The sequence below is a fragment of the Desulforhopalus glucosivorans genome, assembly GCF_054397165.1.
This window is the reverse complement of record NZ_AP044854.1, coordinates 2,156,740-2,183,507: the sequence shown is the minus strand read 5'-3', so window position 1 is coordinate 2,183,507 and position 26,768 is coordinate 2,156,740. Positions and strand designations below refer to the sequence as shown.

Below are 26,768 nucleotides of genomic sequence, written 5' to 3'. Positions count from 1 at the left end.
TCAACCCGTTACTCATTAAGATCCTCAAATAATATCTAAGAGGTAGGTCATGTCATCAATCGCAATATTTCCATGTCGTCACACTCCAGCTGAAAACATTGCTCATGCACTAGCGAGCAGGCTTACTCTAAAAATATATACTGATGAGAACCTGGTGGCAGATACTGCTGCTGCATCGGGTGTCAGTGTAGATAAATTAAGAAAGGCAATGTTTGGCAAGACTTCAGTGTTCAACAAGTTTACCCTCGAAAGAGAGAAGTCAATCAATCTGCTGAGGCAAACATTGCAACAAAAACTGGACAGTACAGATCAGTTTTTGTTTGAAGGGTTTTTAACCTCACTTATCCCATCAAGTATCAAGCACGTTCTTAAGGTTTTGGTTGTTGCTTCCCAGGCAGATCGCATCGCATATGCTGTTGCCAGTGGAATGAGCGAGAAACAGGCGCAAAAATCGAGAAAAGATTTTGATAAACTAGCCTACAGCTGGACCGATTTTCTCTTTGGCAAGGAGGCTTATGACAGTTCTTTATATGATTTGGTTATTCCTGTAGATCAAAAAACTGATGAAGAATTGGTAGAAGCGACTCTGAAATGTTTTCACACTACTTCAGTGTTGCGCACTAATGAGTCACAGCAGGCTGTCAAGGATATAATGGTGGGCGCAAAGATTGAACATAATCTCCTCGAAAAAGGCCATAAAGTTGATATAATTATTGAAGGAGGAGATGTTACTCTGACCGTGCAGGAGGATGTCTTTAATTTTAAAAAACTAGAGGAAGAGCTGGTTCTGCAGGCTAGGCAAGTGGAAGGTGTGGGTACGGTTACCGTCAAGCAAAGCCCCAGTACGAAAAACTCTATTTACAGGCGACAGAAGTTCGAGTTGCCTTCCAAGGTGCTTTTTGTTGACGATGAAAAAGAGTTCGTAAAGACAGTTTCAGAACGATTGATCAGCCGTGATGTTGGAACCTATGGTGTGTATGATGGAGAAACAGCACTTGAAGTTGTCAGCGAAGATCAGCCAGATGTCATGGTGCTTGATCTTAAAATGCCCGGTCTTCATGGTGTAGAAGTACTGCGCCGAACAAAAGAACTTGCGTCTGAGGTAGAAGTAATAATTCTCACAGGTCATGGTACCATGGATGACATGCAGCAGTGTATGGAGTTGGGTGCATTTGCTTATATGAATAAACCTGTAGATATCGAAGAGTTGTCTGACACAATAAAGGCTGCCAGTGAAAAAGCCGCTGCAGCTGCCAGTAAAAATGGTACCCCAGAAAATGGGTGATAAATGGAGGATGGAAGTGGATAAAAAATTTCACGCAAGAGTACTTCTGGTGGATGATGAAAAGGAGTTTACCGATGCTCTCTCCAAGCGACTTGAGGCTCGTAACCTTACGGTCAAGACCGTCAACCGTGGCGAGGATGCAGTCAATATGGTTGATGAGTATTCCTTTGACGCTATAATATTGGATCTTGCCATGCCCGGTATGGACGGCCTGGAGACACTGCAGCAAATTAAAGCAAAGCACCCCGATGCAGAAATAATAATGCTTACTGGCCACGCCTCTGTTCAAAACAGTGTCAAGGCTATGAAAATAGGGGCAGAGGACCTGCTGGAAAAGCCGGTTGATATAGCTGATTTGCTTAACAAGATTGAAAATGCCCATAACAGGCGAGTTGTTGTTTTGCAAAATAAGTCCCAAGAGGAGATTGAAAAAATTCTTAAAAGTAAGGGCTGGTAAAGTAATCAATCTATTACTTATGGGAGTTTGCTCGATAAACTGCCTGTCGACAAGTAAAACTGACCTTTTTGGTGAACCGCCAGCAATGCAAGAGGTGCAATGTTTACTCCAGACATAAAATCCCTGCTTGAAGGAGTACCGTCTCCGGCGATGGTGCTCGACGATAAGCTCAGGATTATTGATATGAACCGACTCATGGAGGCAATGAGCGGCCATGTTATAGATGAGGTGCAGGGCATTCATGGTGAGCTGGTGTTACGCAGCAATGTTGGCAATAACAGAGATCGCCATTTCAAAGCAGTGCTGGAAACAGGGGAACCTGTAACTTTAGAAGGGGATATTCTTAACTGCTATCGACGTAAGATCCCGGTACATTGTTATATTTCACCTCTTGCAAATGGTGAAAATAACAGGAGAGGCTTGTTTGTTGTTACAGAAGTGATCCAGGTTGATGAGGTTAAAAAAGATCCGAGCAACAAGAGTTTTTCTTCAAACGAGATCATCGGCTACAGTCCTAAGATGCAGGAGGTATTCGACAAAATACCACTCATCGCACAAACCGATGCATCTGCTCTGATTACGGGTGAAACTGGAACAGGTAAAGATAAGATTGCTGAAATAATTCATAATCACTCACCTAGGGCCAGATTTCCCTTTATTAAAATCAACTGCGGGGCCCTTCCTGTAGATCTTCTGGAGTCTGAGCTGTTTGGTCACACAAAAGGGGCTTTTACCGGAGCAACACGCAATAAGGCCGGGATGTTTAAACTGGCTGACCGGGGCACACTTTTCTTGACAGAGATTGGTGATATGCCTCTGCCGTTACAGGTAAAACTACTATCTGTTCTGGACGACAGACAATTTTTTCCCATTGGCGGAGAGCAAAGTATCAGTGTCGATGTTCGAATTATAGCTGCAACGCATCGCTCACTTAAGGAGCAGGTGAAAAAGAAAAAATTTAGAGAAGATCTCTTTTATCGATTGAATGTTCTCTACGTACACCTGCCGCCTCTCCGCGAGAGAGATGTCGATATTCGTTACCTTGTAGACCATTTTCTCGACAAATTTACGGCTGCCCTAAGGAGTAATATAGTCGGCTTTACCGCTGAAGCCATGGATTCGCTACTCAGTTACATCTACCCAGGAAATGTCAGGGAGATGAGTAATATTGTTGAGTATGCCGTAAACATGTGCAAAGAGAAGAAGATTGGGATCGAACATCTACCGGGGTATATCTTTGAACCAATCCCTGATGTCCCTGCTGAACCTCACATCAGTGATGATGAGAATTCTCACATTCAATCTCTGCAGGATACAGCGGCGCAGGCCAACCCTGCAATTGTTTTGTCTGAGCCAAAACAGGAGAGTTGGAATGATATTGAACGCCGGATGATCATTGATACCCTCAAAGAGTATGCTGGTAGTCGAAAGAAAGTTGCATCCCATCTCCAATGGACTCGGATGAAGCTGTGGCGTAAGATGAAGAAATATGGCTTGCTGTCATAAATAGAACAAGGCATGCCAGGTGTCACAACAATTCATGTTTTGCTATCAGAGAGTAATGAAAACCTCTGTTTTAAGCGATACATGCCTATTAAATACATTTGCCATTATGTAATATGAGCTGAGGTTCTGTGTGCAAAAATTAATGATTCCCATTCAAGGCGATTTTGTCGCACCCAGGTTTGATCTGGCAACTGAGGTTCTCATTGCCAGGTATGAAGATGGTTCACTGCTTGGGGAACCCAAAACCATTATCATGGAACGCCCATCGGATGAAGAGTTGTGCCATATGGTAGTTGAAGAGCATATTACTGCTATGGTTTGCAATGGTATTGAAGAGTTACATTACAACTTTCTTGTTTGGAAAAAAGTAAATGTACTCGATGGTGTTATCGGAGATTGGCAAACCGTCCTTGATAAAACCCTGGATGGTACCTTGCAGCAAGGAGCGGTGCTTTACCCAGACAAGGAAAAAATATCCTCTTATGAAACCAAATAAGCGTGAAACTGTATTTACCAGGCTGAGTCCAAATGTATTTAAGAGTTTTTTTGATCTTGGGCTGAAAAAGAGAAGTTACAAACGACTCCGAACCATTCTCTTCACAACTATGTTCGGCATGGCCATGTTGCCTCTTCTTCTGGCAGGTGGCCTTGGCTATTACAACTATCAGCAGCTGCTTCAGACATCCGAAGAGGAGCAACTTGAATGGCAACTTGACGGTTCAATTAAATCGATAGAGTATATGATTGAAAGTCTTAAAACGGTCATTGAACTTGCCGCCAAGCGGGATCGTTTTCTCGAGCTGATAGCAGGGGATCAGCTGGAACAGCTTTTTACCAGAGTCAAGTCCCATTATCCTTTGCTTGCCGACCTTGGAGTCATTGATCAGCGCGGTATACAGCAGGCCTATTTCGGCAGTTATGATCTCCTTGGGACTGACTACTCAGGAGAAGAATGGTTTAAGGCTATTTTTGATACTGGGGTGTATGTGAGCGACGTGTATTCGGGCCACCGTGGTGTTCCTCATTTTGCCATTGCAGTTGGTAACGATGACCCGAGGACCAGTTCCAGATGGATCCTCAGGGCTACAATTGATGCAGCCGCTCTGCAGCAGTTTACCCGCACCATAAAAACAAATGCCACAGATGATCTTTTTTTGGTTGATAATCAGGGTATACTACAGACTTCTTCACTCTATTTTGGGGAAATTCATTCACAATTTAAATACTCAATCAAACCAGGAATTCAGCATAGCATCTCTGATAGTGGTGAAAATATCTTTAAAGCTGTTGGCCCCATAGAAGGTAGTCCCTGGAACCTGGTGCTAGTAGAAAGGCAGTATATCCATCAGGATGACTGGAAAAGATTCCAGCAGCGGCTTGTTCAGATAATTCTAGCTTCTTTGGTGATCAGTCTCTTTGTTACCTTTACCCTTGTTAGGGTACTGACAACCTTTATCCGGAAATCAGATGAAACCCAGATGGCCATGCTGAAAGAAGCAGAACACACGAACAAACTTGCCTCTATTGGGCGACTGGCAGCGGGAGTCGGTCATGAGATTAATAATCCACTGGCAATAATCGATCAAAAAGTGGGCCTTGTTGAGGATATTCTGGCGATGTCAGAGGTCGATTTTGACCATAAAGGAACAATACAGTCCAGCCTGAAGGTGGTAAATAAGAGTGTAGATCGTTGTAAAGCAATTACCCACAGGCTGCTGGGCTTTGCCAGGCGCACGGATGTCTACTTAGAGCAGCTCGATATTAATGAAATTATTCGTGAAGTTATACAGTTTCTAGATAATGCTATGCTGTATAACAGGATAAAGCTTGAGCTGGATCTATATGATGATTTACCATTGACCACAAGTGATCGCCTTCAGTTACAACAAGTTTTTCTTAATATCATCAACAACGCGATAGATGCCATTGGTGACAGCGGGCGTATCCAGATACGCTCTCTGAAAGCAGATTCTGGTTTACAGGTTACCATAGAGGATGACGGTCCTGGAATAGCTGATGAGGTGCTGCCAAAAATATTTGAGCCTTTTTACACCACGAAGGAAACCGGTAAAGGAACGGGGCTTGGGCTATCTATAACCTATGGACTTATCAAAAAATTAGGTGGAGATATTACCGTGCAATCTCGCCTTGGTCATGGAACCATTTTTACTATAACCATTCCACAAAAGAACTAAAACAATGAGCCAAGAAAACAACAGCACTTCTAGAATACTTATCGCCGATGATGAGGTTGAGTTTGCCTCGACACTTGCTACAAGACTGGAACTGAGGGGCTATGATACCGATATCGCAAGCTCAGGTGAGCAAACCCTTGAGGCTATATCCAGACAGGTTCCAGATCTCCTGTTGCTGGATTTAAAGATGCCAGACCTCGATGGTTTGGAGGTTCTGGCTAAACTACGTGAAAATAATGAGGATTTAAAAGTAATAATACTGACTGGCCACGGATCATTCAGCGCTGGAAATCAGGGTATGGCACTTGGTGCTTTTGACTATATCATGAAACCGGTTGAGCTTAGCCTGCTCCTTGAAAAAATCGCTGAAGCAACAGCTTAATAGGTATTGCAGGTATTACAGCTATGACCGGTACAGCGTTGTGGTAGGGTAGGAGCAGTTGTTCGGCCATGAACTCTTTGCATACTAGTCGCAGTTTAAATAATTTTTAGTGGTAGTGTTATATGAAAAACAAATGTGATGTGGATGCTCTATGCGTTGAAGTGTTCAGCAAAATTTCAGCCGCAGTGTCCCATGAAATCAAAAACACACTCTCTATTATAAATGAAAACGCCGGATTACTTAATGATCTTGCTATGATGGCCGGCGAGGATGGCGCTGTCCCATCTCGTCATGTTGATGGTGCAACTGCAACTATTGCCAGGCAGGTCACAAGGTCAAATAGCATCATGCTTAATCTTAACCGTTTTGCTCACAGTGGAGATGTGCCCGTCAGTCAGGCGAATTTACGGGAAACACTAGAGCTAATGGTTGCGCTCAGCGCACGTAAGGCGGCATCAAAATCGGTTAAGGTGTGCATTCAATGCCCAGATATTACCATAAAGACCTGTATACTCCCGCTTCAAGCGCTCATATTTGTTGTTCTGGACAATCTCTACGATTGTGCTACTGGAGGAACCACTCTTTGTATTGAAGCAGCAGAGAGTGGAGGGGAGGTTCATGTGAATGCGACGTACAAAGAACCATCAGCTGTCACGTTAGCCAATTACATACCAGCGGAAAAAGAGTTGGTTCTAGCAAAGATGCTAGAAGGCGAATGCAAGAAAATTCAGGACACAGTCCAAATAACCCTCCCCACTATTAAAGAAACGTAACTACTGCCAGTACGTTCAGATCTTCAATATCTCGAAATTACAAGTTTTTGTATTCTAAATAGTGGCAGAAAAGATGATATAATACCACCAAAACTGCCACCATTTTGGAGCGCCTGTGTCGATTACAGGTATCCTGTAAGGCAGAGTGGGGCATTTAATCTGTTCTGGCTCACAATATATAAACCCTACATCTATGGGTTGTTCTTTGAGCCTCAGTCTCTTGACGAAATAGATAACACTCACAAACCACATGTAATACTTCTTACAATATTTCTACTTTTTCACTTTAAGCTACTAATACTAGGTCGTAATTGCAAGTAGTCCGTCTGGGTTTGCCAATTAAGTAATGGGTTCTTAGATATTGAACAAACCAAATACCAAAAAAATATTACTTGCGATACATCCGTATATGCGGATATAAGGGTGTGTGTGATGATAGCAATAGGGCACCACTTTTTATAATGGATGTGAATATGCAAGCCGAACTACAATTATTCAAAGCACTTTCCGACAGTACCAGGCTGAGGATGCTTCTTCTCCTACTGAATCACGGTGAGCTATGTGTATGTGATTTGATGGAGTCCTTAGAGATTCCACAATCAACGGCATCGCGTCACCTGGCACTTTTGCGTAGCGCAGGACTGGTAGATGGCAAACGGCATGGGACCTGGATGTATTACGATATCGTTGAAGACCAGGCTCTCGGATCTGCAATACTGCAAGGAATCAAGGAACACTGCTCGGACTTGGCAAAAGCCGTTGAGGACGAAAAAAGATGTAAACAATTTCTCTTAACTAAAAATAATTTACCCTGCCAAAGTGCTTGCAATAAATAGGAGTGATGAACATGCCTGCAAATAAACAGCTTTCATTTCTTGACCGTTATCTTACACTATGGATTTTTCTGGCTATGTTTGTCGGGGTATGTACAGGCTATGTGTACCCTCAGGTCAATGAGGTCATCAATAGCTTTCAAGTGGGTACAACCAATGTCCCCATAGCCATCGGCTTGATTATGATGATGTACCCACCCCTTGCAAAGGTAAAATACGAGGAATTGGGTCAGGTCTTCAGGAATACAAACGTTCTGCTGCTCTCATTGGTCCAGAATTGGATTATCGGCCCAGTACTGATGTTCATGTTAGCCATAACCTTTCTCTCTGGACACCATGAGTATATGGTCGGACTGATTCTCATTGGTCTCGCCAGATGTATTGCTATGGTCATCGTCTGGAATGATCTGGCAGATGGAGATACTGAGTATTGTGCAGGACTTGTTGCCTTCAACTCTATCTTTCAGGTCTTCTTCTTTTCACTCTATGCGTGGATTTTTATCACCATTGTACCTGCATGGTTTGGGCTGGAAGGGGCAGTTGTAGATATCTCCATTGCGGAAATTGCAAAGTCTGTCTTTATTTATCTCGGGGTCCCTTTTCTAGGCGGTATGGTGACTCGATTTATTGGTATAAAAATGAAAGGTAAGCAGTGGTATGAGACTGTCTTTATCCCGAAGATCTCTCCACTCACGCTGATCTTTCTGCTCTTTACCATTCTTGTGATGTTTGCTTTAAAAGGTGAGTACATCGTCCAGTTACCGTTTGATGTAATACGTATTGCTGTACCGCTTACCATCTATTTTCTTCTTATGTTTCTTGTCTCCTTCTTTTTCTCGATGAAGGTTGGGGCGACATATGAGCAAACTGTGACACTCAGCTTTACAGCCGCATCAAATAATTTTGAACTGGCAATTGCTGTTGCTATTGCTGTTTTTGGCATCAACTCCGGTGTCGCATTTGCAGCTGTTATTGGCCCTCTGGTTGAAGTTCCTGTCTTGATTGCTCTGGTTGGCGTTGCCCTCAGGCTAAAAAAGAAATATTTTCCCCATGAAAAAAAGACGCTATCCGGCGTATGCCACGTACATCTGAAACAGCAGGGTGTTGACTGATTCAAAAGGGTCAATGGGTAGAGGAAGAGATAAATATGGAAACGATCGATCCTAAAAAAGTATACGACATCCTCATCATCCCATGTTTTGGGGATTCCTACTTAGCCAGATTAGTCGTGGAGGCAGCAGAAGAGCTGACTGTCAATCACAAGGTGAGAGTGCTCTTAGAAAACGAAATCAAGGACTTGGAAACTGTCCGCAAGGCGATAAACAGTTCTGACCGCTGTATAACTGTCGATGGGTGTCATAAGCAGTGTATGTTAGAGACGTTGAAAGAGCAGAAATGCATAACAGAGTTCACCCTTAATCTAACAGAAATGGGAATTGATGATCGCCAGCAGGCAGAGCTGGATCCGGAGGATATAGAACTTGCAAAAAATTCCATTTACGCTGCAAGCTATAGGGTTTCACAAAAGCCACCTCTCTTTCCAGGATGCTGCTGCTCCACATAGTTTTAATTCAGGCTACTCACTCCAAAGGCCCATGAATAAACATGACAACTTGTACATATAAGAAAACAACAATTCTGTTTCTCTGTACAGGAAATTCCTGCAGGAGCCAGATGGCTGAAGGTTGGGCAAAGGCCTTGAAACACGAGCAGATAGATGCCTATTCCGCAGGTATTACAAAGCATGGGCTTAATCCGTTTGCGATTAAAGCAATGGCAGAAGCAGGTGTCGATATTTCAAAGCAGGAATCGAACCTGATTAATGAATTACCCATTGAAAAATTTGATTGGGTTATAACCCTTTGTGGCCATGCCGATGATACATGTCCGTTTTTCCCGGGAAAAAGGATTCATGTCGGTTTTGATGATCCGCCAAAGCTTGCTGAACACGCAGGCTCCGATGAAGAAAAACTAGTTCATTATAGGAGAGTTCGAGACGAAATTAAGGTGTGTATACTTTCTCTCCCGGGCTTTCTGGAAAACAAATAATAGTAAAGGAACAATCATGAAAGAACTAGATGAAACACTATCAGAAATGGACTTTGATTTTCTTGGAACTGGGGAACACGCCATGAGTGTAGAGGGAATGCGTAAGGTCATTGGAAACGAGCAGTTCCTCTTCCTCGATGTACGTACTGACAAAGAAAAAGGCTATCTCGAATTTCCTTTTGCAGTTCATATCCCACTCAATGAACTCCCTGCAAGGCTTGCTGAACTGCCCAAAGACAAATGTATTATCGCCTTCTGCTCATCCATCTTCCGTGGTGCGGTTGCATATACATATCTCCGTGCCAATGGCTTTACCAGGGTAAAAGGTTTAACCGCTACTATGGAAGAGATGATTGGCGCTTTTAAGCCTGGACCACTGACTAAAATACCTGCGTAATTGGGACGTATCATGGATTCTTCAATCCTTGCCATTAGCGCAATGTCCTTTGTATTGAGTTTTATCTTTGCCCTCGGTGGGGTTGGGTCAGCTCTTGTGTTGATTCCTGCGATTACCTGGATCGGTTTACCTTTTGCGGAGGCGAGATCCATTGGACTATTTGTGAACGGCGTGAGCATGATGGGGGCAACGTGGTCGAATATCAGACAAAAACGGTTGGATATTCGCTTGGGTCTGCCAATCATTATTGCTTCCATCCTGCTCGCTCCATTTGGCGCCTGGGTTGGTCTACATATTCCTGTTACATATGTAATGTATGCCTTTGTTACATTCTTGAGTTTTTCAGGGCTTATGATCCTATTTTTTAACGGTTCAAAATTCAAGGATCAATACCGGGAGGACAGGCCAGTCACAGGACCGTTCTTCACCGGAGTCTGTTCGGGGTTTCTCTCGGGGTTATTAGGCGTTGGCGGTGGTGGATTGATTTCACCACTCATGATCCTTCAGGGATTTAACCCTAAAAAGGTTGCTACAGTGACGGCATTTGCAGTTCCATTTTCCTCGTTTACTGCCTTTCTCGCCTATGCCAGTATGGGCTCAGTTAGCTGGGAAATCCTTGGCTTTGTAGGAGTTTCAGCTTGGATAGGAGGGTATTTCGGAACCGTCGTCATGCAAAAGAATATGCGTCCGGCCGCAGTACGAAAGTTTCTTGGTGTCATGCTTTTACTGCTGGCAGCTCGAATGATACAGAAAATGTTTACGTAAAGAAGGGACTGTTTTTATCTGGAACAGTTTCCTGGTAATGTGTGCAAGAAAATAAGAGGAATACATTCATGAAAGTAATTCAAACCGGAGCCAACGATACGAGTGGAGATATCGATAATGAAGAGGTTGAACAGGGCCCGGGCAATTCAAACATCAGCAAGATTAAAGCCATACTTTTAGGACTTCTCGGTTTTGCTCTTTGGTATGTTGTTTATAAGCAACTTGAGCCTTTTTCATATTTTTTCGCCTATTCGGCCCTGGGGCTTGAAAAGGGAAGTCACCTTGGTGAGGCCGTCCAGTTTTTTGTCTATGACACTCCTAAGGTGATGATGCTACTGACTCTTATCGTTTTTGTAATCGGTATGATTCGCTCTTTTTTTACCCAGGAGCGAACCCGCAAATATTTGGCCGGAAAACGAGAGTCAGCAGGTAACGTTATGGCTGCTCTGTTGGGTATTGTCACGCCGTTTTGCTCCTGTTCAGCTGTTCCCCTCTTTCTTGGTTTTGTTCAGGCTGGAGTGCCGCTGGGGGTGACTTTCTCCTTTCTCATTGCAGCCCCCATGGTCAATGAAATTGCCGTTGTTCTTTTGTATGGATTGCTTGGCTGGAAGGTCGCTGCACTGTACCTTGTTACAGGTCTTATGATCGCTATTGTCTCAGGATGGGTTATTGGGCGCTTCAAACTCGAAAACTGGATTGAAGACTGGGTACAGGCGATGCGGGCGGGTGAAGCTGTTGTTATTGAGGAAAAGCTGTCCTGGGCCGATCGGGTTGACCGTGGTAAAGAAGCTGTCCGTGATATCGTCGGTAAGGTATGGATCTATGTTGTTGCGGGAATTGGTGTAGGAGCACTTATTCATGGTTATGTACCTGAGACCTTTATGGCCTCAATTATGGGCAAGGATGCATGGTGGTCGGTTCCTGGTGCGGTCTTGGTTGGTATTCCCATGTACTCAAATGCCGCAGGTATAGTACCAGTCGTTGAGGCGCTCCTTGGAAAAGGTGCCGCACTTGGCACCGTACTCGCTTTTATGATGAGTGTTATCGCCTTGTCCCTTCCTGAAATGGTAATTCTCCGCAAGGTACTCAAACCTAAATTAATAGCAGTTTTTATTACAGTTGTAGGCTGTGGAATATTATTCACCGGATTTTTATTTAACTTGGTCATCTGATGCTGGTCCTATGGCATCAATTGTTACGTCACCACCTTATATTATTAAAAATTATAATAAATCAACAAAAGAGGAAATTATGGAAATCAAAGTATGTGGGCCAGGATGTGCATCCTGCGAAAAGGCGCAAAAAACTGTTGAAGCTGCAGTTGCTGCTAAGGGAATTGAGGCCAGTGTTATAAAGGTTTCTGACTTTCAGGAAATAGCTCAACTTGGTGTTTTTTCAACCCCCGCTGTGGTTGTTGACGGTGAGGTTAAATGTGTTGGGCGTGCTCCAAAACAAAGTGAAGTTGAAGAGTGGATAAGTTAAGGAGCTGAATGTGGTAAACAATCACTATAAGAGGTTATGTAAGAGCCTCATCGTATTCATTGCTCTTGGTCTGCTTGTTGGAGTAACATCCACTTTTTTGGTTGCAGAAGAGCTTCCCCAGGTACCTGTTCCGGGAATGGTAACCATGGTGGATCTTGGCGCAAAAAAGTGTATCCCATGCAAGATGATGGCACCAATCATGGAAGACCTGGAAAATGAGTATACGGGTCGGGCTGCTATAATTTTTATAGATGTTTGGGAGAATCCTGAGGCTGGACGAAAATTTGGTATTGGTCTTATCCCGACTCAGATTTTTTACGATGCCCATGGGAAAGAAGTACTGCGTCATGAGGGCTTTTTCGATAAAGATGCAATAATCGCCGAGCTGACTCAACTCGGGGTTAAATAGCCATGGATCAAATTTTTCTGACTATCAATTCATGGATGAATCAGGGCCTCCTTTTAGGGGGCCTTGGCTGTTTTTTATGGGGGGTGGTGAGTGTCCTTTTCAGCCCCTGTCACCTTGCCTCAATACCGCTTATTGTGAGTTATGTGGCTGGGCAAAATCAGATAATTGAGGGTCGTAAAGCCGCCCTCTACGCCGTACTCTTCACCATTGGTCTCTTTATAACCATCGCAACCATTGGTTTTGTCTGTGCGCTTCTTGGTCGTATGCTTGGGGACGTTGGGCCCTATATGAGTATAATTGTAGGGGGCATATTAATCTGGGTGTCCCTTGACATCTTAGGCCTTGCCCACTGTTCTATGTCAAATGGCTTACTTGCTACAATCAAGGTGAGAGGGATGGCTGGCGCTTTCATTCTTGGGTTAGCCTACGGTATTCTTTCCGGTTCCTGCACCTTTGGCTTTATAGCGCCTATTCTTGCTATCATTACCATTCAACAGAAAATTCTTACAGGTGTCGTTTTTATTATCCTGTTTGGACTTGGGCACTGTATCCCCATAGCTATTGCCGGTAGTTCCACAGCACTGGTGAAACGATTTTTGGAAAATAGTGCCTGGCAGCGCGGAAGTACTTTTTTTCGTAAGCTAGCAGGTATCTGCATTGGAGCGCTTGGTCTGTATTTCATCGGCCAACCATTGGCGCATCTGATATGATTGGACGCAATGTATTTTGCTCTGAATATATGGGGGCTTGTTGTGTAGCCAGGAGTACGGGGGGAGAAAATGAAACACAGGATGAGCACAAATCTGTCCTCATCCTGTGTTGGGTGATACAGGTAAAATTAATCTATATGGTTGGTTAGGTATTCAGCAACTCCTGCAGCTGTTGGCTTCATGGCTTCTTCTCCCTTATTCCAGTTTGCAGGGCAAACTTCTCCATGTTCCTCAGTAAACTGAAGAGCATGTAATACACGAAGTGCCTCATTGACACTACGACCAAGTGGAAGATCATTGACCACCTGATGGCGAACAATTCCCTCACGATCAATGAGAAAGAGTCCTCGTAGTGCAATTCCTGCATCGAGGAGTACCTCATATGATCTGGAAATAGACTTGTCAAGATCAGCCACCAGAGGGTATTGGATATTACCAATGCCACCATCGTTTATCTTCGTGTTTTTCCAGGCAAGGTGGGAAAATGCAGAATCAGTGGAAATACCAATCAGCTGGCAGTTGTTGTCACTGAACTCCTGAACAGCCTTATTGAATGCAAGAATTTCAGAAGGGCAGACAAAGGTGAAATCCAGAGGATAAAAGAACAGTAATACATATTTCCCTTTATAATCAGATAGGCTGAAATCTTCCTTAAAACTGTTGTCCGGTAAAACCGCAGTTGCGGTGAAATCTGGTGCAGGTTGGGTCACAAGTAAGCTCATTTAAAGTTCCTTTATGTGTGTTTGTGTACTCTTATATGATTAGGGGTGTCTAACAGTGAGGGTGAGAAAAAAGCTACCTCTGGTAAAAAGAGGTAGCTTATAGTTGTTACTTAGTCAACTTTCCAGAAAGAGTCCTGGTCTGCACCACACAGTGGACAAACCCATTCTTCTGGTAAATCACTCCATGCAGTTCCTGGTGCTACACCATTGTCTTCATCACCTGCTGCTGGATCGTAAATATAACCGCAAGGGCATTCCCATTTTTCCATTTTGATATCTCCTTAAAAGATTTAATTAATGATAATAATTCCTAATTGAGAACTATTATAGCAACTTCGATTAGAGAGTCAACTATAAAATAATCAAATGAATTTAGCTCATGAAGATTTAATGTTTCTATGTAAAATATTTCATATCAGCAGGGCCAAGTTGGTATGTATGCTGGATCAGGTTTTTAGAATCATTTGATGAGAGCGTGAAACGTGGTTTAAGAATACACCTTTTAAACAAAAGGAGTCAAGTGGAGTGGTTGGGCTGTGACAAAAGATTGAGTCTCACGAAATTACTACTGCTGTAAGGAATGAGATCAATGTTGGTAGGGCGATCCCGGGATCAGTTAAGAAAAGAGATCCCGGGATGATCAAACAGTGTGGCTATTCGGCAGCCGGACTGGAATCAGCTGGGGCGGATGCAGGTGGTGCATCTACAGTTGCCATTCCGTATGCCATACGAACTTTGTTTTCTATCTCTATACACATTTCTGGCTGGTCGCTTAAGAAACGTTTAGCATTTTCTCTTCCCTGACCAATTCGTTCCTCCATATAGGAGTACCAGGAGCCACTTTTTTCAACAATCTCGAGTTCAACGGCAAGATCAAGCATATCACCAACCTTACTGATACCTTCACCGTAAACAATGTCAAACTCAGCAATTTTAAAAGGTGGAGCAACCTTATTCTTTACGACTTTTACTTTAGTTCTGTTGCCTATGATATCTTGACCGTCTTTGAGTTGCCCGATCCTGCGAATATCCAGACGAAGAGATGAGTAAAACTTAAGAGCGTTACCACCGGTTGTCGTTTCAGGATTACCAAACATTACCCCGATCTTCATACGAATCTGATTGATAAATATGAGGATGGTGTTACTTCGATTCAAAACACCGGTAAATTTTCTCATGGCCTGGGACATAAGGCGTGCCTGCAGTCCAACATGGGAGTCTCCCACGTTACCGTCGATTTCAGCACGGGGTACAAGTGCTGCTACTGAATCGATGACGATGACATCCACACCACCGGAGCGAATGAGGATTTCGGCAATTTCAAGTGCCTGCTCACCAAAGTCAGGCTGTGAAACGAGAAGATCATCAACATTTACCCCGAGGCGTTCAGCATAGGAGGTGTCGAGAGCATGCTCCGCATCGATAAAAGCTGCAGTTCCTCCACTCCTTTGTGCCTCGGCCACGACGTGAAGCGCAAGGGTGGTTTTTCCTGATGATTCAGGACCATATATCTCTGTGATACGTCCCTTAGGAAATCCTCCGACTCCAAGGGCAATATCAAGGCTTAGAGCACCTGTAGGAACCACAGGAATGTTTTCCGCTTCCGCGGAGCCAAGTCTCATGATGGAGCCCTTACCAAATTGTCTTTGGATCTGGCTGATTGCGTTGTCTACACTACTGCCTTTATCTTTTTTAGCTGGTGAAGCCATATTGTTCTCCGGTAATAATTAAATGTACACGTATTTTGATAGCTACTATCTACCATAATTTTCTGAATAAATAAAAATGATAAAAGTACGAATTCTCAATTTTAACTTGGGGGCAGATACTGATCCTCTATTCTAAGAAGGTATTTTCGTATCAGGTCCAGTCCGCTCTGGGCACTGTGCTCTCGGACCTGTCTGCGGTTACCACCAAAGTGAAATTTTGATACCCAGTTTTCTTCAGCCGTTGCAATGGCTATGTAAACAGTACCAACAGGCTTTGCATCACTGCCGCCGCCAGGTCCTGCAATGCCAGTGACTGCAAGGCCAATATCAGCCATACTGCGTTCACGTACTCCGACTGCCATAGCTTCAGCTACTTCGCGACTGACAGCCCCGTGATTTGCAAGGAGGGATTCAGCTACACCCAGGTACTTCTCTTTCAAGGAATTGGAGTAGGAGACAACGCCACCGAGGAGGTAGTCAGAACTTCCGGGGGTGTCAGTGAGGCTTGAGCAGATAAGCCCCCCCGTACATGATTCAGCAACAGCTAGGGTAAGGCCGTGCTTTGAAAGGAGACAACCCACAATCTTTTCCATGGAGTCGCGGTTTATACCGTATATGGAATCTCCAAGAACGGTATTTATAGCTTTTACTGAAGACTTGAACAGTCGTTTGGCGTTGTTGTTTTTTTGATTTCTTACGGTGAGGCTTAAGTGGACTTCAGGAAATACGGGATAATAGCCAATATGTACATCAGGGCTCAGGTCGATACTTGTGATATGCCGGTTAACCTCACTTTCAGGAAGATTGAAAATCCGAAAAATTCTATGGTAGGTGGCCATCTGATGGTCAGTATGCCAGCTAGAGAGCTTAGGAAGTACCTGCTCAATCATCAGGTGTCGCATTTGCCTTGGGACACCTGGGAGGAAGAAAATAGGTTTATCTTCGTGGATGAGTTGATATCCAGCCATCTGCGACTGCGGGTTCAGGGCTTCAGCACCTGAAGGAAGCCATGCCAGTTTTTCAAGATGACTCACAGGATTTGGCGTAATTTCGTCGAGATGGGAGCGAATGTTGGCGAGAATTTCAAGGTTGGGCATGGTTGGCCGGTTGAGGGCCTTCGATACCGCCTCATTGGTCATGTCATCATCTGTCGTTCCAAGGCCGCCAGTTACAAGAACTGCGTCTACTCTTGAAAGTGCGCGTTTTAGGGCTTCGCCTATGAGCTTTGGACTGTCGCCGATGGTGTTCATGGCGTAAATGTCATAGCCCGCCTCGAAAAGATGTCTTGCTGCAAAACTGCTCGTGGTATTGAGGATGCGACCTGATGTCAACTCATCCCCAATGGCGATTATTTCAACTTTCATTGGAGTCAATGTATTCTCCTTGAACGTAATTATTAACAAGAGCCTGGAGTTTTACCTGCACCCGCGTATTAATGAGAGAATCATCCCCCTTAAAACGAACGGCTACATAATTGTCACTAAATCCTTTGAGAAGGCCAGTATCGTCTCGCAGGCCTTCCACAAGAACAGTCACTGTCTGTCCAATTTGGTTTGTGTAAAAAGAGTCTCTTTTATAATCACTGAGTTCTCGGAGTTTGGCAACCCTTTGTTCTTTAATATTTTTTTCAACCTGATCGGGGAAGGTGGCTGCAGGCGTTCCAGGCCTGATTGAGTAGGGAAAGACGTGGAGGTAGGTAAAATCAAGATCCTCTAAAAAATCAAGCGCCTCATTGAACTGTTCTTCAGTTTCCCCTGGAAAACCTGCAAGTATATCTATACCAATGGCCGCATCAGGGAGGCGATTTTTACAAGTATCGATAATTTGTTTGAAGGTCGCTGTGTCGTAGCGCCGATTCATGCGCTTCAGGATTTCATCGTGTCCGCTCTGTAGCGGTATATGCAGATGGGGCTGGATATTTTCTCGCTTGACCATGAGATCAAGTAAATTGTCACTAATCTCCACAGGTTCAAGTGAGCTGATCCGGTACTGTACCCCTGGAGTTTCCAGGGTGAGTTGATCGATAAGAGATACAATATCGTGCTCGCCATCAAGGTCTTTACCGTAATAACCGATGTGGATACCTGTGAGGACAATCTCCCTGTGACCTTCCTGCTCAAATACCCTTGCCTGTTCCAGCACCTTATCTGGAGCAAGCGACCTGCTCGGCCCCCTGGTGTATGGAACTATACAGTAGGAACAGTAGCTCTCACATCCATCTTGTATCCGTAGATAGGCTCTCGAACGTTCACCAAATTTTCGGACAGGAAGCTCGCAAATTTCCTGGGCATCTTTGAGTGAGCCCAGTATGATCTTTGTCGTTGCTTCATAATCTGTAAGTGCATTGCTCACCAGAACATCTTTTTTGGAATTCCCTACAAGGGTATAGTCTCGACCTTTGAGATCTTCTTCTTTTGCAAGTTCTTCCGCCGCAATTTCTGCGTAGCAGCCGGTTACAATAATTTTCGCGTCCGGGTTGTTCCTTGCCATTTTACGGACAGTCTGGCGGGATTGCGCGCTGGCACTTGCGGTAACTGTGCAGCTATTAATTATCACAATATCGGCAGGCTCATTTTTAGAAACAATCTCTAGACCTGCATCCTCAAAACCTGCTTTAAATGAAGCGGATTCAAATTGGTTGACCTTACAGCCCAGGGTGGTGATAAAAACTTTCTTCATAAAAGGTAAAACCTACTCGATGATTCCTGAGCCAAGCAGCTCACTATTATTATAAACAACAGCAAATTGGCCCGGTGTAATAGCCCGCTGAGGTTCGGAAAAGGTAAAGGTGCCACTTGTTTCGTTGCGTAGTTCAAGTTGAGCTGGTGATCCTTTATGACTGTATCTGATACGGACATTATACAATTTTGAAAAATCAGGAGCTGTTCCACTCAGCCAGTGGAGTTCTTTTACACGTATGGTTGTACTAAACAACTCTTCATTAGAGCCAACAATAACGCTATTGCTTTCTCCATCAAGGCGGATAACATAGAGTGGTTCGGGGTGGGAGATACCAAGGCCCTTGCGCTGCCCAATGGTGTAATGAAAAAGGCCGGTGTGTTTGCCCATCACCTTACCGCTTGTGGATACGATGTTGCCGCCAGGATTACTTGCTGGTTTTCTTGTATCAAGAAAATTGCCGATCTGGTTTTTTTCAAGAAAGCAGACGTCCTGGCTTTCCTGGCCACGAAAGTGATTGAATCCTTTATCTTCAACATATTCATAAATTGACTCTTTTTCTTTATCTCCCAATGGAAAGATAATCCTGCTGAGCTGATTTTGACTGAGCCTTGAGAGAAAATAGGATTGATCTTTTTTCGGGTCGAAACCTGTTTTAAGAAGATACCTGTCATCATCATGTGTGACTTGTGCATAGTGTCCCGTTGCCATCTTATCCATTCCGGCACTAAGGATTGCATCGAGAAAAAGACCAAACTTAATCTCTTTATTGCAGATAACGCATGGGTTTGGGGTGAGGCCGCTGAAATAGCTTCCTGAAAAATAGTTTAAAACTGCCGCTTCAAATTGAGTTCTCAGATCAATGATCTCAAGATCAATATCAAGACGTTTGGCTACAGTCTCAACCCGTTCTTTTTGCATGTCAAAGTCAGGTTGGGCAAGGCGCATAAAAAAACCTTTAACCTGATACTTCTCTTTTAACATCAATGCGCAGGCGGTGGAGTCAACCCCACCGCTCATCGCGATACCTATATTCATAATTACTTGTGTGCCAGTAGTGAGCGCTGCTAGGCGCAGATAAAATTGCCTTGAAATTATACTGTTTCATACATACATATCCGTGTACTTTTGCCAACGCATGAAACACCATGTAAAATTCTCTGTACCATTGTAGTACATGAATGAAAATTCTAAAGGGCCAGAAGAAAATAAAAGTCTATTTTTTAGCACATCATGACTGAAAATCACTTAAATAAAGCGTCTATGGAATATCAAAGTACGAGCGGAACTATAAAGTTGCCTGAACTTCTGGCTCCAGCAGGAAACTATGAGAAATTAGTCACCGCAGTGCACTATGGTGCTGATGCCGTGTATCTTGGAGGAAAAGAATTTAGTCTTCGGGCAAAGGCAGGTAATTTTAGTCCGGATGCCATGCGAGCAGGGGTGGAATACGCACATAAGAATGGGGTACAGGTCTATGTGACGATTAATATATTTGCACATAATCAGGATCTTGGACGGCTTCCCTCATATCTTTTAGAGCTTGATGAAATTGGTGTGGATGGGATTATCATTTCTGATCCTGGAGTGTTGAATATTGCAAAGCGTACGGTTCCAAGTCTGTCTGTTCATCTCTCTACCCAGGCCAATGTGACCAACCATGAATCAGCGAATTTCTGGTTTGAGCAGGGAACATCAAGACTTAACCTTGCAAGAGAGCTGTCCCTTGTTGAAATCTCCGAGATTCGAAATAAAACCAAGGGTGAACTAGAGGTTTTTGTACACGGTGCTCTTTGTATCTCCTATTCCGGGAGGTGTATGCTTTCCAATTATCTGACAGGTCGTGATGCAAATAAGGGCAGTTGTGCCCACCCATGCAGGTTCAGCTATTCTCTTGTTGAGGAGAAACGCCCCGGTGAATACTATCCGGTGCAGGAAGATGAGCGGGGCACCTATATTTTTAATTCAAAGGATTTGTGTTTACTTGAAATGTTGCCACAATTGGTGGCTTCAGGCGTTGATTCACTGAAAATTGAAGGGCGAATGAAGTCCATCTTTTATGTGGGGGCTGTGGTTCGCATCTACCGTGCTGCTCTTGATTATTTGCAAGGACTGCCAGCAGAAGCCTGGAAAGAGCCTGAGACTATCAAGTATCCACAAATGTTTATGGAAGAGATCAGTCGTTCTGGAACCCGTGGCATGACCGAGAATTTCATAATAGATAAACCCGGAAGCTCTGAAATGATTTACAGTTCTTCAAGAGCAGAGCAGGCATACGAACCGGTGGCTGTAATACGCAAGTCAGGTGATGCTCCTTTTGTTGAGATCCGCAATACCGTACGACCCGGAGAGGAAATTGAGTATATGCTTCGGGGAATTGAATGTAAAGCTGTCAAAATAACCAGGCTGGAAGATGAAGAGGGCAGGGAAGTTGAAAAGGCAAATCCCGGCAATAAACTCTTTTTATATACAGAGCCGCTATTTACGGAATGTGATGTAAATGCAATTCTACGCAGAAAGAAAAAGCAGTTACAACAAGTAGTTTTATAGGCAAGCGGTATTCTTTACACCCTGTAACAGGCTCGGTTTCCTCCCAATAGGATATGTCTTTTTCTTTGGTGCCAGCTATGGTGGTGTTTAGGTATGTCATGACGACGTCAGGAATATACTAACGAGGCAGGGAGGAAAAAATTATAGCCTGGTTCGCTCAAGTTCTTCTTTTACAGCCAATCCCAGTTTGTCGATGACATAAGGCTTTTTCACGTAAGCCCCAGCACCAAGAGACAGGACATCTTTCACCCGGTCCGACTCTGAAAAGCCGCTTACAATAATCGCTTTTTGATTTGGATGTATTTCAAGCACACTTCTAAACGTGTCGAGCCCATCAATTCCTGGATCCATTATCATGTCCAGAACCAATAGATCCACTGTCGTTGTCTTCAAATACTCCACAGCATCTTCACCGCTTGCAACACTGTTAACGGTGTAATTCAATTCTTCTAGAATGATTGTTGCAATATCTCGTTGTTCTTGCACATCATCAATAATAAGTATGGATTCACCGTTCCCTTTTAATTCAGAGATTGTTGCAGGAGTCTTCTCAGATACAATCTTCTCCCTTGTGACAGGAAAATAAATGGTAAAGGTACTCCCTGTATTTTCGTTACTCTGGATATTAATGTAACCGTGATGGTCTTTCACTGTACCCCAGACCACGGCAAGGCCGAGTCCAGTTCCGCTTCTTCCCATGACCTTTTTTGTGTAAAATGGCTCAAAGATTCGGTTAATATCATTTTCATTGATGCCCTCTCCCTCGTCGGACACAGATAAAAGGACATAGTCACCATCATCAATCTTGTCATATCCATGAACAGGTCTATCAAGATATTGGTTACTTGTCTTAATAGTAACTGTGCCACCTTTTGACATGGCTTCAGTTGCGTTGGACACCAGATTGTATATGGATTTACTGATATGCAAAGAAGATCCGGAGGTGTTGAGCAGATCAGACTCAAGATCTGTTTTGATTGTGACTAAGGGGTGGTGGAGAAGTAAATTTTCAAATTCAGGGGATTGTTGACAGTCAACGATGATTGTGTTGATGTTTAAAACATCCATTTTAGGAACACCACGTCTGGCAAGAGTCAGCAGGTCATCTACAATCGCTGCTGCCTTGTGGCCGCCTTTCATAATAGCCTTAAGCTGGGGTCTCCCTGGGTCTGAATCTTCAGCTTTTAGAAGCAGTAATTCAGTATATCCAAGGACGACTCCAAGCACATTATTAAGATCATGGGCCACACCCCCCGCAAGTATCCCAAGAGATTCCATTTTCTCAGCACGGGTAAGGCGCCTCTGTAGACGTATCTTCTCTTCTGTAACGATCCTCCGTTCGGTTATATCAATGAGAGTTCCTTCAATTGTTCCCCTGACCCTATCTAAATGGGCACTGAATTCGATCCAGACAGGGATACCAGTCTGGCGATTATGTATCTGGATTACGTGGTCTGTAATGCTCCCCTCTTTAATCAGGATATTTTTGACTTCTTCACGATCGTCTGAATTGTGATAAAGCTGGAGAGTATCCTTACCAATGGCACTTGTGATATCTGGGAACCCAGCCAGATCACAATATCGCTGGTTGCATGTGATGATTGTAGAATCTTTAAGATGTGTTTCAAAAAGACCTACCTGGGCGAATTGATAAAGATTACGATATTTTCGTTCACTCTCCTGGAGAGCTTTTTCAGCTTTCTTTGATTCTGTAATATCGCGGGCAATGGCATAGGTTAAACCTTTTTCAGCAACCGGATGAGAGACCCAACTTAGCCAGCGATAGCTTCCGTCTTTGCACCGATATCGGTTATCAAATGAAATTACCTTGGCTCCCGATTGGAGTTTTTCGCTTATGATATTAAGGGTTATATCCAAGTCATCAGGGTGGACGAAATCTAAGAAGGGTTTATTTAATAATTCATGTTGACTGTAGCCTAATGTTTCCGTAAATGCAGAATTTACCTTGAGAAAGGTTGCAGTATTGATATCAGCAATACAAATGAGGTCCAGGGACATGTTAAAGATATTTTCCATATCCTCTTTAGCATGCTCTAAATCAGTTGTGTCAATCCGGTAACCAGCCAGGTATGTTTTTCCATCCTGCTGAAGTGGGAATTTGTATGTAATATAGCGTCTGCCGTTTACTTCTTCACAAAATGCTCTTTTTTCAAGACTATTCACAACGTCATGATCGTCCTGGGTCGTTTTTTCGGCAAGTTCATGGGGCAATAGCTCACCCATGGTCTTGCCTGTAATTTCTGATGCAGGAATACCAAGTATTTCAGAGTAACTATCACTGATGTAAATGAATTTGCTCTCTTTTTTGGAAACTTCTTTTAAAAATGCAGAGATAGGAGAATATTTTATAAAAAAGAACAGAAGTTCATTGCTGGCTTGGGTGGTAGTATCTTGTAGCTTTCGCTCTGATTCAGCAAACTCCAACTCCTTTACGCGCTGTTCCAACTCTTCATAGCTGGGTTTTCTAGACATAGAAAATCCTCATAAAATTCAGTTTTCCAAGCTTATTATCTAAAACCTATACTCCTCATTGAATCATAAATAGGAGAATTTGAACAATATTTATATAAAACCATGTGTGTTTGGTTGAATTTGATGTGACTTTACACTGTAACCAGCAGATACAATGCAATATTTTTGAAAGCTGATACGCTGAAAATTTGTAGAATTGTTGGTAAGCAACAGGACTGTTTTTCCTGTGTCCTTATTTTTGAATTGTATTCACCGCTGATTATCTGGGGAAAGCTTGATTGTACAGAAGCCTGTCAGCGTGAACGTTTGATCGCACCAAAGCCCTGTTTCTCTGTTGACAGGCGTAGAAGACAGAGAACGTTGACATTGTGCAACTCGCTGTCCGAAATATGGATAAATGTAGGAGTGCTGCCTTAGATTCAGCGTAATCTTATACGCTACAAATGTACTGTACAAATTCCGGCATATTGCCTTGAAACTGAATGAGTGTAGAGCTGATCTGACAATTGCAGCTAAAAGCCAGGCAACTGTCAGATCAGTTTGAACCACTACACTTGAGTATCCCTTCTCTCCCGACCAGTCACTGGCTTGTGGGGAACATCTGTTGGGTAGTTACATCTTAGAGATCTCTTTTTGCCAGAAAGTTGGGCCTGTCTTGTGAACTGCTTCCCCACTGGAATCAACGGCCACGGTTACGGGCATATCTTCTACCTCAAACTCATAGATCGCTTCCATTCCAAGGTCTTCAAAGGCAACTACTCTCGATTTCTTAATGGCCTTTGAGACAAGATATGCAGCGCCACCTACGGCCATGCAGTAGACCGTGCCATGTTTTTTTATGGCATCTATGGTGGCATCGCCACGTTCAGATTTGCCTATCATACCGATGAGCCCTGCCTGGTCGAGCATCATATCGGTGTACTTATCCATGCGGGTTGACGTTGTGGGACCGGCGGGTCCAACGACCTCATCACCTACCGGGTCAACGGGACCAACATAGTAGATAAAACGCCCGTTAAAATCCACTCCCTCAGGAAGGGGTTTGCCTTGATCCAGAAGATCCTGAATACGCTTGTGTGCAGCATCGCGGCCGGTGAGGATCTTACCGTTGAGGAGCAGAGTTTCGCCTGATTTCCAGGTCGAAATTTCATCTTTTGTGATTCCATCAAGAAATACACGTTTTATTTCATTGCCAGTTCCAATAGAAATATCAGGCCACTCATTGATATCAGGAGTTGTAAGCTGAGCAGGGCCTGAACCATCAAGGGTGAAGTGGGTGTGTCTTGTGGCTGCACAGTTTGGAATCATAGCAACAGGCAGGGATGCCGCATGGGTAGGAAATTCGGCTATTTTTACATCAACCACAGTCGTGAGCCCCCCAAGTCCCTGGGCACCTATACCAAGACTGTTGATAGCGTTAAATAGCTCAAGACGAAGCTCTTCAAGCTTGGTAGAAGGACCTTTCTCAATAAGATCATCTATATCAACGGGCTGCATCAGCGACTCTTTAGCCAAAAGCATGGCCTTATCGACTGTACCACCAACACCGATACCAATAATTCCAGGAGGACACCAGCCAGCACCCATGGTTGGTACAGTCTTTTTAACCCATTCAACTATGGAGTCGCTTGGGTTAAGCATCACGCATTTACTTTTGTTTTCTGATCCACCACCTTTGGCGGCAATATGTACTTCAAGCTTGTCACCGGGGACAATCTCTGTGTAGACAACCGCTGGTGTATTGTCTTTTGTGTTTTTGCGATCTGTGGCAGGGTTTGCAACGACTGACATGCGAAGACGATTGCTCTCATTGTCATAGGCTTGTCGTACACCTTCATTGACCATTTCCTGAATGGTTTCCTCAGTGTCAAATTGGCATTGAGCTCCAATCTTAATAAACGCATTCACTATACCAGTGTCCTGACAAATGGGGCGTTTACCCACGGCTGACATTTTAGAATTGGTTAAAATTTGCCCAATAGCATCCTTTGCTGCCTGGTTTTTTTCACGTTTGTATGCCTTGTGAACAGCTTTTACAAAATCGAGAGGATGGTAGTAGGAAATGTACTGTAGGCTGTCTGCAATGGAAGTGACGAAATCAGCTTTTTTTATTGTGTTCATGGCCAACCCTTTATGTAATGAGTGAGTACAACGTCTAATACAACGTCTAGTGCAACGATTGAGTAACTATAAAGTGACTCTCACTCTACATTTAGCTCATGGAATTGGCCAGAGAAAATTGCAGAAATAGCAAGAAAGGTCTAGTAAAAATCAGTGTATTTGTAGATTGTTACTGGAAATGGTAATAAAACAATTTACACGGAGGTTGTTGCAGCTTCGTTTTTATCAACAAGTCGCAGGTTGTGTCCTTTTTTCACACGTTTCCATAGCTCTTTAATTATTACCATAGCAGGATCTTCAAAAGAGTCATACTCACGACCAAGATAGGAATAGCATGATTGAAGGAGTTCATCGTTTCCACTGTAGAGGCCAAATTCTTTTCGGATTATCTTTGCCATTGAAAGATACACCCGGGAATCAAACTCCTCTTCACTGAGGCCTGCGAGAATGACACGATCCCGTAATGATATATCTTCAAATAGCAGGTTCACCACAGATTGTACGGTGGATGGCTGACTGAGCATGGTGTAATTGTTGATCGGTTGAAACATCATTGTTTTGGCTCCTGAATATTCCCAGTAGGCAGTATATGCCAAGACTGCATGTAATAAAGTAAAAGGGGGAAGAGACAGCGGGTGATACCCAGAAAACAAGTGGTTTGATACAGGTCTTACGGTGATGCGGTTGGTTAATCAATTTCTAAAACTAACGTAACTATATGAAAAAACAACATGTAACATCTTTGTTTCAAAACAACTTCAAACAGAGTTCACAGACGCTGTCTATATTTCCGCCTGTGTATAGACAATACTATAAACCAGATTGATGATAAGTCATAGTGAACTGACGTAAAAAATATTTATAGGATGTATAAGTGCCGTGCGCTATAGAGTGTTTTGGTAATCATTATTGTTGAAATGACTGAATTTTTCATATTTACAAAAAAACGAAATAATTATGAAATTAAAATAAAATTCATAGCTACGGCGATAAGAAGAGTAATGATGAGGATACGAAGATTGGTAACACTAAAGAGCAGGGACAAGACAAAGACGTTGAGTCGCTGCTCGATATTGGCATTGCCTTGTTTAACACGTAATTGGCTATGGCTGAGCCTGCCCATGGGGGTATTTTTATAATAGCTTCTGGAAAAACTGGAAATCATGGCAAAACAGAGAGCAACAGTAATAAAAGATACAAACAGAATTTTAATCCAAGCGGGGTGTAGCATACTATTCTCCATAAGTTTAT

At 43.5% G+C, this 26,768-nt stretch carries 28 protein-coding genes; 18 read left to right on the top strand and 10 right to left on the bottom strand.

Annotated features, from left to right (window positions below; translation table 11 throughout):
- Window positions 1-49: 49 nt before the first annotated feature.
- The 17 genes from ACX6CI_RS09440 to ACX6CI_RS09360 all read left to right on the top strand — a co-directional run bounded on the left by ACX6CI_RS09440 (window position 50) and on the right by ACX6CI_RS09360 (window position 13,243).
- Entirely contained in the window at window positions 50-1,285 is a 1,236-nt protein-coding gene (locus ACX6CI_RS09440) for a cytidylate kinase-like family protein (protein ID WP_458777910.1), read from the top strand.
- A gap of 16 nt (window positions 1,286-1,301) precedes the next feature.
- Entirely contained in the window at window positions 1,302-1,742 is a 441-nt protein-coding gene (locus ACX6CI_RS09435) for a response regulator (protein ID WP_458777909.1), read from the top strand.
- A 99-nt stretch (window positions 1,743-1,841) separates the two neighbouring features.
- Window positions 1,842-3,248 (top strand): sigma-54 interaction domain-containing protein, encoded by a 1,407-nt coding sequence (locus ACX6CI_RS09430; protein ID WP_458777908.1) that lies wholly within the window; start codon window positions 1,842-1,844, stop codon window positions 3,246-3,248.
- A 130-nt stretch (window positions 3,249-3,378) separates the two neighbouring features.
- Entirely contained in the window at window positions 3,379-3,744 is a 366-nt protein-coding gene (locus ACX6CI_RS09425; RefSeq protein ID WP_458777907.1) for a NifB/NifX family molybdenum-iron cluster-binding protein, read from the top strand.
- The gene (locus ACX6CI_RS09420; RefSeq protein ID WP_458777906.1) at window positions 3,731-5,443 is read left to right on the top strand and encodes a sensor histidine kinase; all 1,713 of its coding nucleotides are present in this window, start codon (window positions 3,731-3,733) and stop codon (window positions 5,441-5,443) included. The genes ACX6CI_RS09425 and ACX6CI_RS09420 overlap by 14 nt, the downstream gene beginning before the upstream one ends.
- 4 nt (window positions 5,444-5,447) lie before the next feature.
- Window positions 5,448-5,825, top strand: coding sequence for a response regulator (locus ACX6CI_RS09415; protein ID WP_458777905.1), 378 nt, complete (start codon window positions 5,448-5,450; stop codon window positions 5,823-5,825).
- Between the two features lie 122 nt (window positions 5,826-5,947).
- Entirely contained in the window at window positions 5,948-6,598 is a 651-nt protein-coding gene (locus tag ACX6CI_RS09410) for a hypothetical protein (RefSeq protein WP_458777904.1), read from the top strand.
- Between the two features lie 473 nt (window positions 6,599-7,071).
- Entirely contained in the window at window positions 7,072-7,434 is a 363-nt protein-coding gene (locus tag ACX6CI_RS09405) for an ArsR/SmtB family transcription factor (RefSeq protein WP_458777903.1), read from the top strand.
- Between the two features lie 11 nt (window positions 7,435-7,445).
- Window positions 7,446-8,543: an ACR3 family arsenite efflux transporter gene (arsB, locus tag ACX6CI_RS09400; RefSeq protein ID WP_458777902.1), complete on the top strand. Its 1,098-nt coding sequence runs from the start codon at window positions 7,446-7,448 to the stop codon at window positions 8,541-8,543.
- Between the two features lie 35 nt (window positions 8,544-8,578).
- Window positions 8,579-8,995 (top strand): putative zinc-binding protein, encoded by a 417-nt coding sequence (locus tag ACX6CI_RS09395; RefSeq protein ID WP_458777901.1) that lies wholly within the window; start codon window positions 8,579-8,581, stop codon window positions 8,993-8,995.
- 41 nt (window positions 8,996-9,036) lie between these two features.
- Window positions 9,037-9,480: an arsenate reductase ArsC gene (locus ACX6CI_RS09390; RefSeq protein ID WP_458777900.1), complete on the top strand. Its 444-nt coding sequence runs from the start codon at window positions 9,037-9,039 to the stop codon at window positions 9,478-9,480.
- Window positions 9,481-9,496: 16 nt separating this feature from the next.
- Window positions 9,497-9,877, top strand: coding sequence for a rhodanese-like domain-containing protein (locus tag ACX6CI_RS09385; RefSeq protein WP_458777899.1), 381 nt, complete (start codon window positions 9,497-9,499; stop codon window positions 9,875-9,877).
- 12 nt (window positions 9,878-9,889) lie between these two features.
- Window positions 9,890-10,642: a sulfite exporter TauE/SafE family protein gene (locus tag ACX6CI_RS09380; protein WP_458777898.1), complete on the top strand. Its 753-nt coding sequence runs from the start codon at window positions 9,890-9,892 to the stop codon at window positions 10,640-10,642.
- A gap of 68 nt (window positions 10,643-10,710) precedes the next feature.
- On the top strand, window positions 10,711-11,814 hold the full coding sequence (locus ACX6CI_RS09375; protein ID WP_458777897.1) for a permease: 1,104 nt from the start codon (window positions 10,711-10,713) through the stop codon (window positions 11,812-11,814).
- Window positions 11,815-11,893: 79 nt separating this feature from the next.
- A complete protein-coding gene (locus tag ACX6CI_RS09370) occupies window positions 11,894-12,124 on the top strand; it encodes a thioredoxin family protein (RefSeq protein ID WP_458777896.1) in 231 nt (76 codons plus the stop codon).
- Window positions 12,125-12,134: 10 nt separating this feature from the next.
- Window positions 12,135-12,533 (top strand): thioredoxin family protein, encoded by a 399-nt coding sequence (locus ACX6CI_RS09365; protein ID WP_458777895.1) that lies wholly within the window; start codon window positions 12,135-12,137, stop codon window positions 12,531-12,533.
- Between the two features lie 2 nt (window positions 12,534-12,535).
- Window positions 12,536-13,243 carry a cytochrome c biogenesis CcdA family protein gene (locus ACX6CI_RS09360; protein ID WP_458777894.1) on the top strand — a complete coding sequence of 236 codons (708 nt, stop codon included), beginning with the start codon at window positions 12,536-12,538 and terminating at the stop codon, window positions 13,241-13,243.
- 128 nt (window positions 13,244-13,371) lie between these two features.
- Here the strand turns inward: ACX6CI_RS09360 and ACX6CI_RS09355 are convergent, their stop codons facing one another.
- The 6 genes from ACX6CI_RS09355 to mnmA form a co-directional block, all read right to left on the bottom strand.
- Complete coding sequence (locus ACX6CI_RS09355) at window positions 13,372-13,965, bottom strand: redoxin domain-containing protein (RefSeq protein WP_458777893.1); 594 nt, start codon at window positions 13,963-13,965, stop codon at window positions 13,372-13,374.
- Window positions 13,966-14,075: 110 nt separating this feature from the next.
- Window positions 14,076-14,234 carry a rubredoxin gene (locus ACX6CI_RS09350; RefSeq protein ID WP_458777892.1) on the bottom strand — a complete coding sequence of 53 codons (159 nt, stop codon included), beginning with the start codon at window positions 14,232-14,234 and terminating at the stop codon, window positions 14,076-14,078.
- Window positions 14,235-14,618: 384 nt separating this feature from the next.
- Window positions 14,619-15,674 (bottom strand): recombinase RecA, encoded by a 1,056-nt coding sequence (recA, locus tag ACX6CI_RS09345; RefSeq protein WP_458777891.1) that lies wholly within the window; start codon window positions 15,672-15,674, stop codon window positions 14,619-14,621.
- Window positions 15,675-15,775: 101 nt separating this feature from the next.
- Window positions 15,776-17,038 (bottom strand): CinA family nicotinamide mononucleotide deamidase-related protein, encoded by a 1,263-nt coding sequence (locus ACX6CI_RS09340; protein ID WP_458778454.1) that lies wholly within the window; start codon window positions 17,036-17,038, stop codon window positions 15,776-15,778.
- Window positions 17,028-18,353 (bottom strand): tRNA (N(6)-L-threonylcarbamoyladenosine(37)-C(2))-methylthiotransferase MtaB, encoded by a 1,326-nt coding sequence (gene mtaB, locus ACX6CI_RS09335; protein ID WP_458777890.1) that lies wholly within the window; start codon window positions 18,351-18,353, stop codon window positions 17,028-17,030. Before mtaB ends, ACX6CI_RS09340 begins: the two co-directional genes overlap by 11 nt.
- Window positions 18,354-18,365: 12 nt before the next feature.
- Window positions 18,366-19,391 carry a tRNA 2-thiouridine(34) synthase MnmA gene (mnmA, locus tag ACX6CI_RS09330; RefSeq protein ID WP_458777889.1) on the bottom strand — a complete coding sequence of 342 codons (1,026 nt, stop codon included), beginning with the start codon at window positions 19,389-19,391 and terminating at the stop codon, window positions 18,366-18,368.
- 225 nt (window positions 19,392-19,616) lie between these two features.
- On the opposite strand from mnmA, the gene ACX6CI_RS09325 reads away from it, so the two are divergent.
- Window positions 19,617-20,903, top strand: a complete 1,287-nt coding sequence (locus ACX6CI_RS09325; protein WP_458777888.1) for a peptidase U32 family protein — start codon at window positions 19,617-19,619, stop codon at window positions 20,901-20,903.
- Window positions 20,904-21,044: 141 nt separating this feature from the next.
- Here ACX6CI_RS09325 and ACX6CI_RS09320 read toward each other — a convergent pair whose 3' ends face one another.
- The 4 genes from ACX6CI_RS09320 to ACX6CI_RS09305 all read right to left on the bottom strand — a co-directional run bounded on the left by ACX6CI_RS09320 (window position 21,045) and on the right by ACX6CI_RS09305 (window position 26,748).
- Window positions 21,045-23,396, bottom strand: coding sequence for a PAS domain S-box protein (locus ACX6CI_RS09320; RefSeq protein WP_458777887.1), 2,352 nt, complete (start codon window positions 23,394-23,396; stop codon window positions 21,045-21,047).
- A gap of 612 nt (window positions 23,397-24,008) precedes the next feature.
- Window positions 24,009-25,517, bottom strand: a complete 1,509-nt coding sequence (locus tag ACX6CI_RS09315; protein ID WP_458777886.1) for a fumarate hydratase — start codon at window positions 25,515-25,517, stop codon at window positions 24,009-24,011.
- Window positions 25,518-25,711: 194 nt separating this feature from the next.
- Window positions 25,712-26,071 (bottom strand): hypothetical protein, encoded by a 360-nt coding sequence (locus ACX6CI_RS09310; RefSeq protein ID WP_458777885.1) that lies wholly within the window; start codon window positions 26,069-26,071, stop codon window positions 25,712-25,714.
- Window positions 26,072-26,472: 401 nt separating this feature from the next.
- A complete protein-coding gene (locus tag ACX6CI_RS09305; RefSeq protein WP_458777884.1) occupies window positions 26,473-26,748 on the bottom strand; it encodes a hypothetical protein in 276 nt (91 codons plus the stop codon).
- Window positions 26,749-26,768 lie beyond the last annotated feature (20 nt).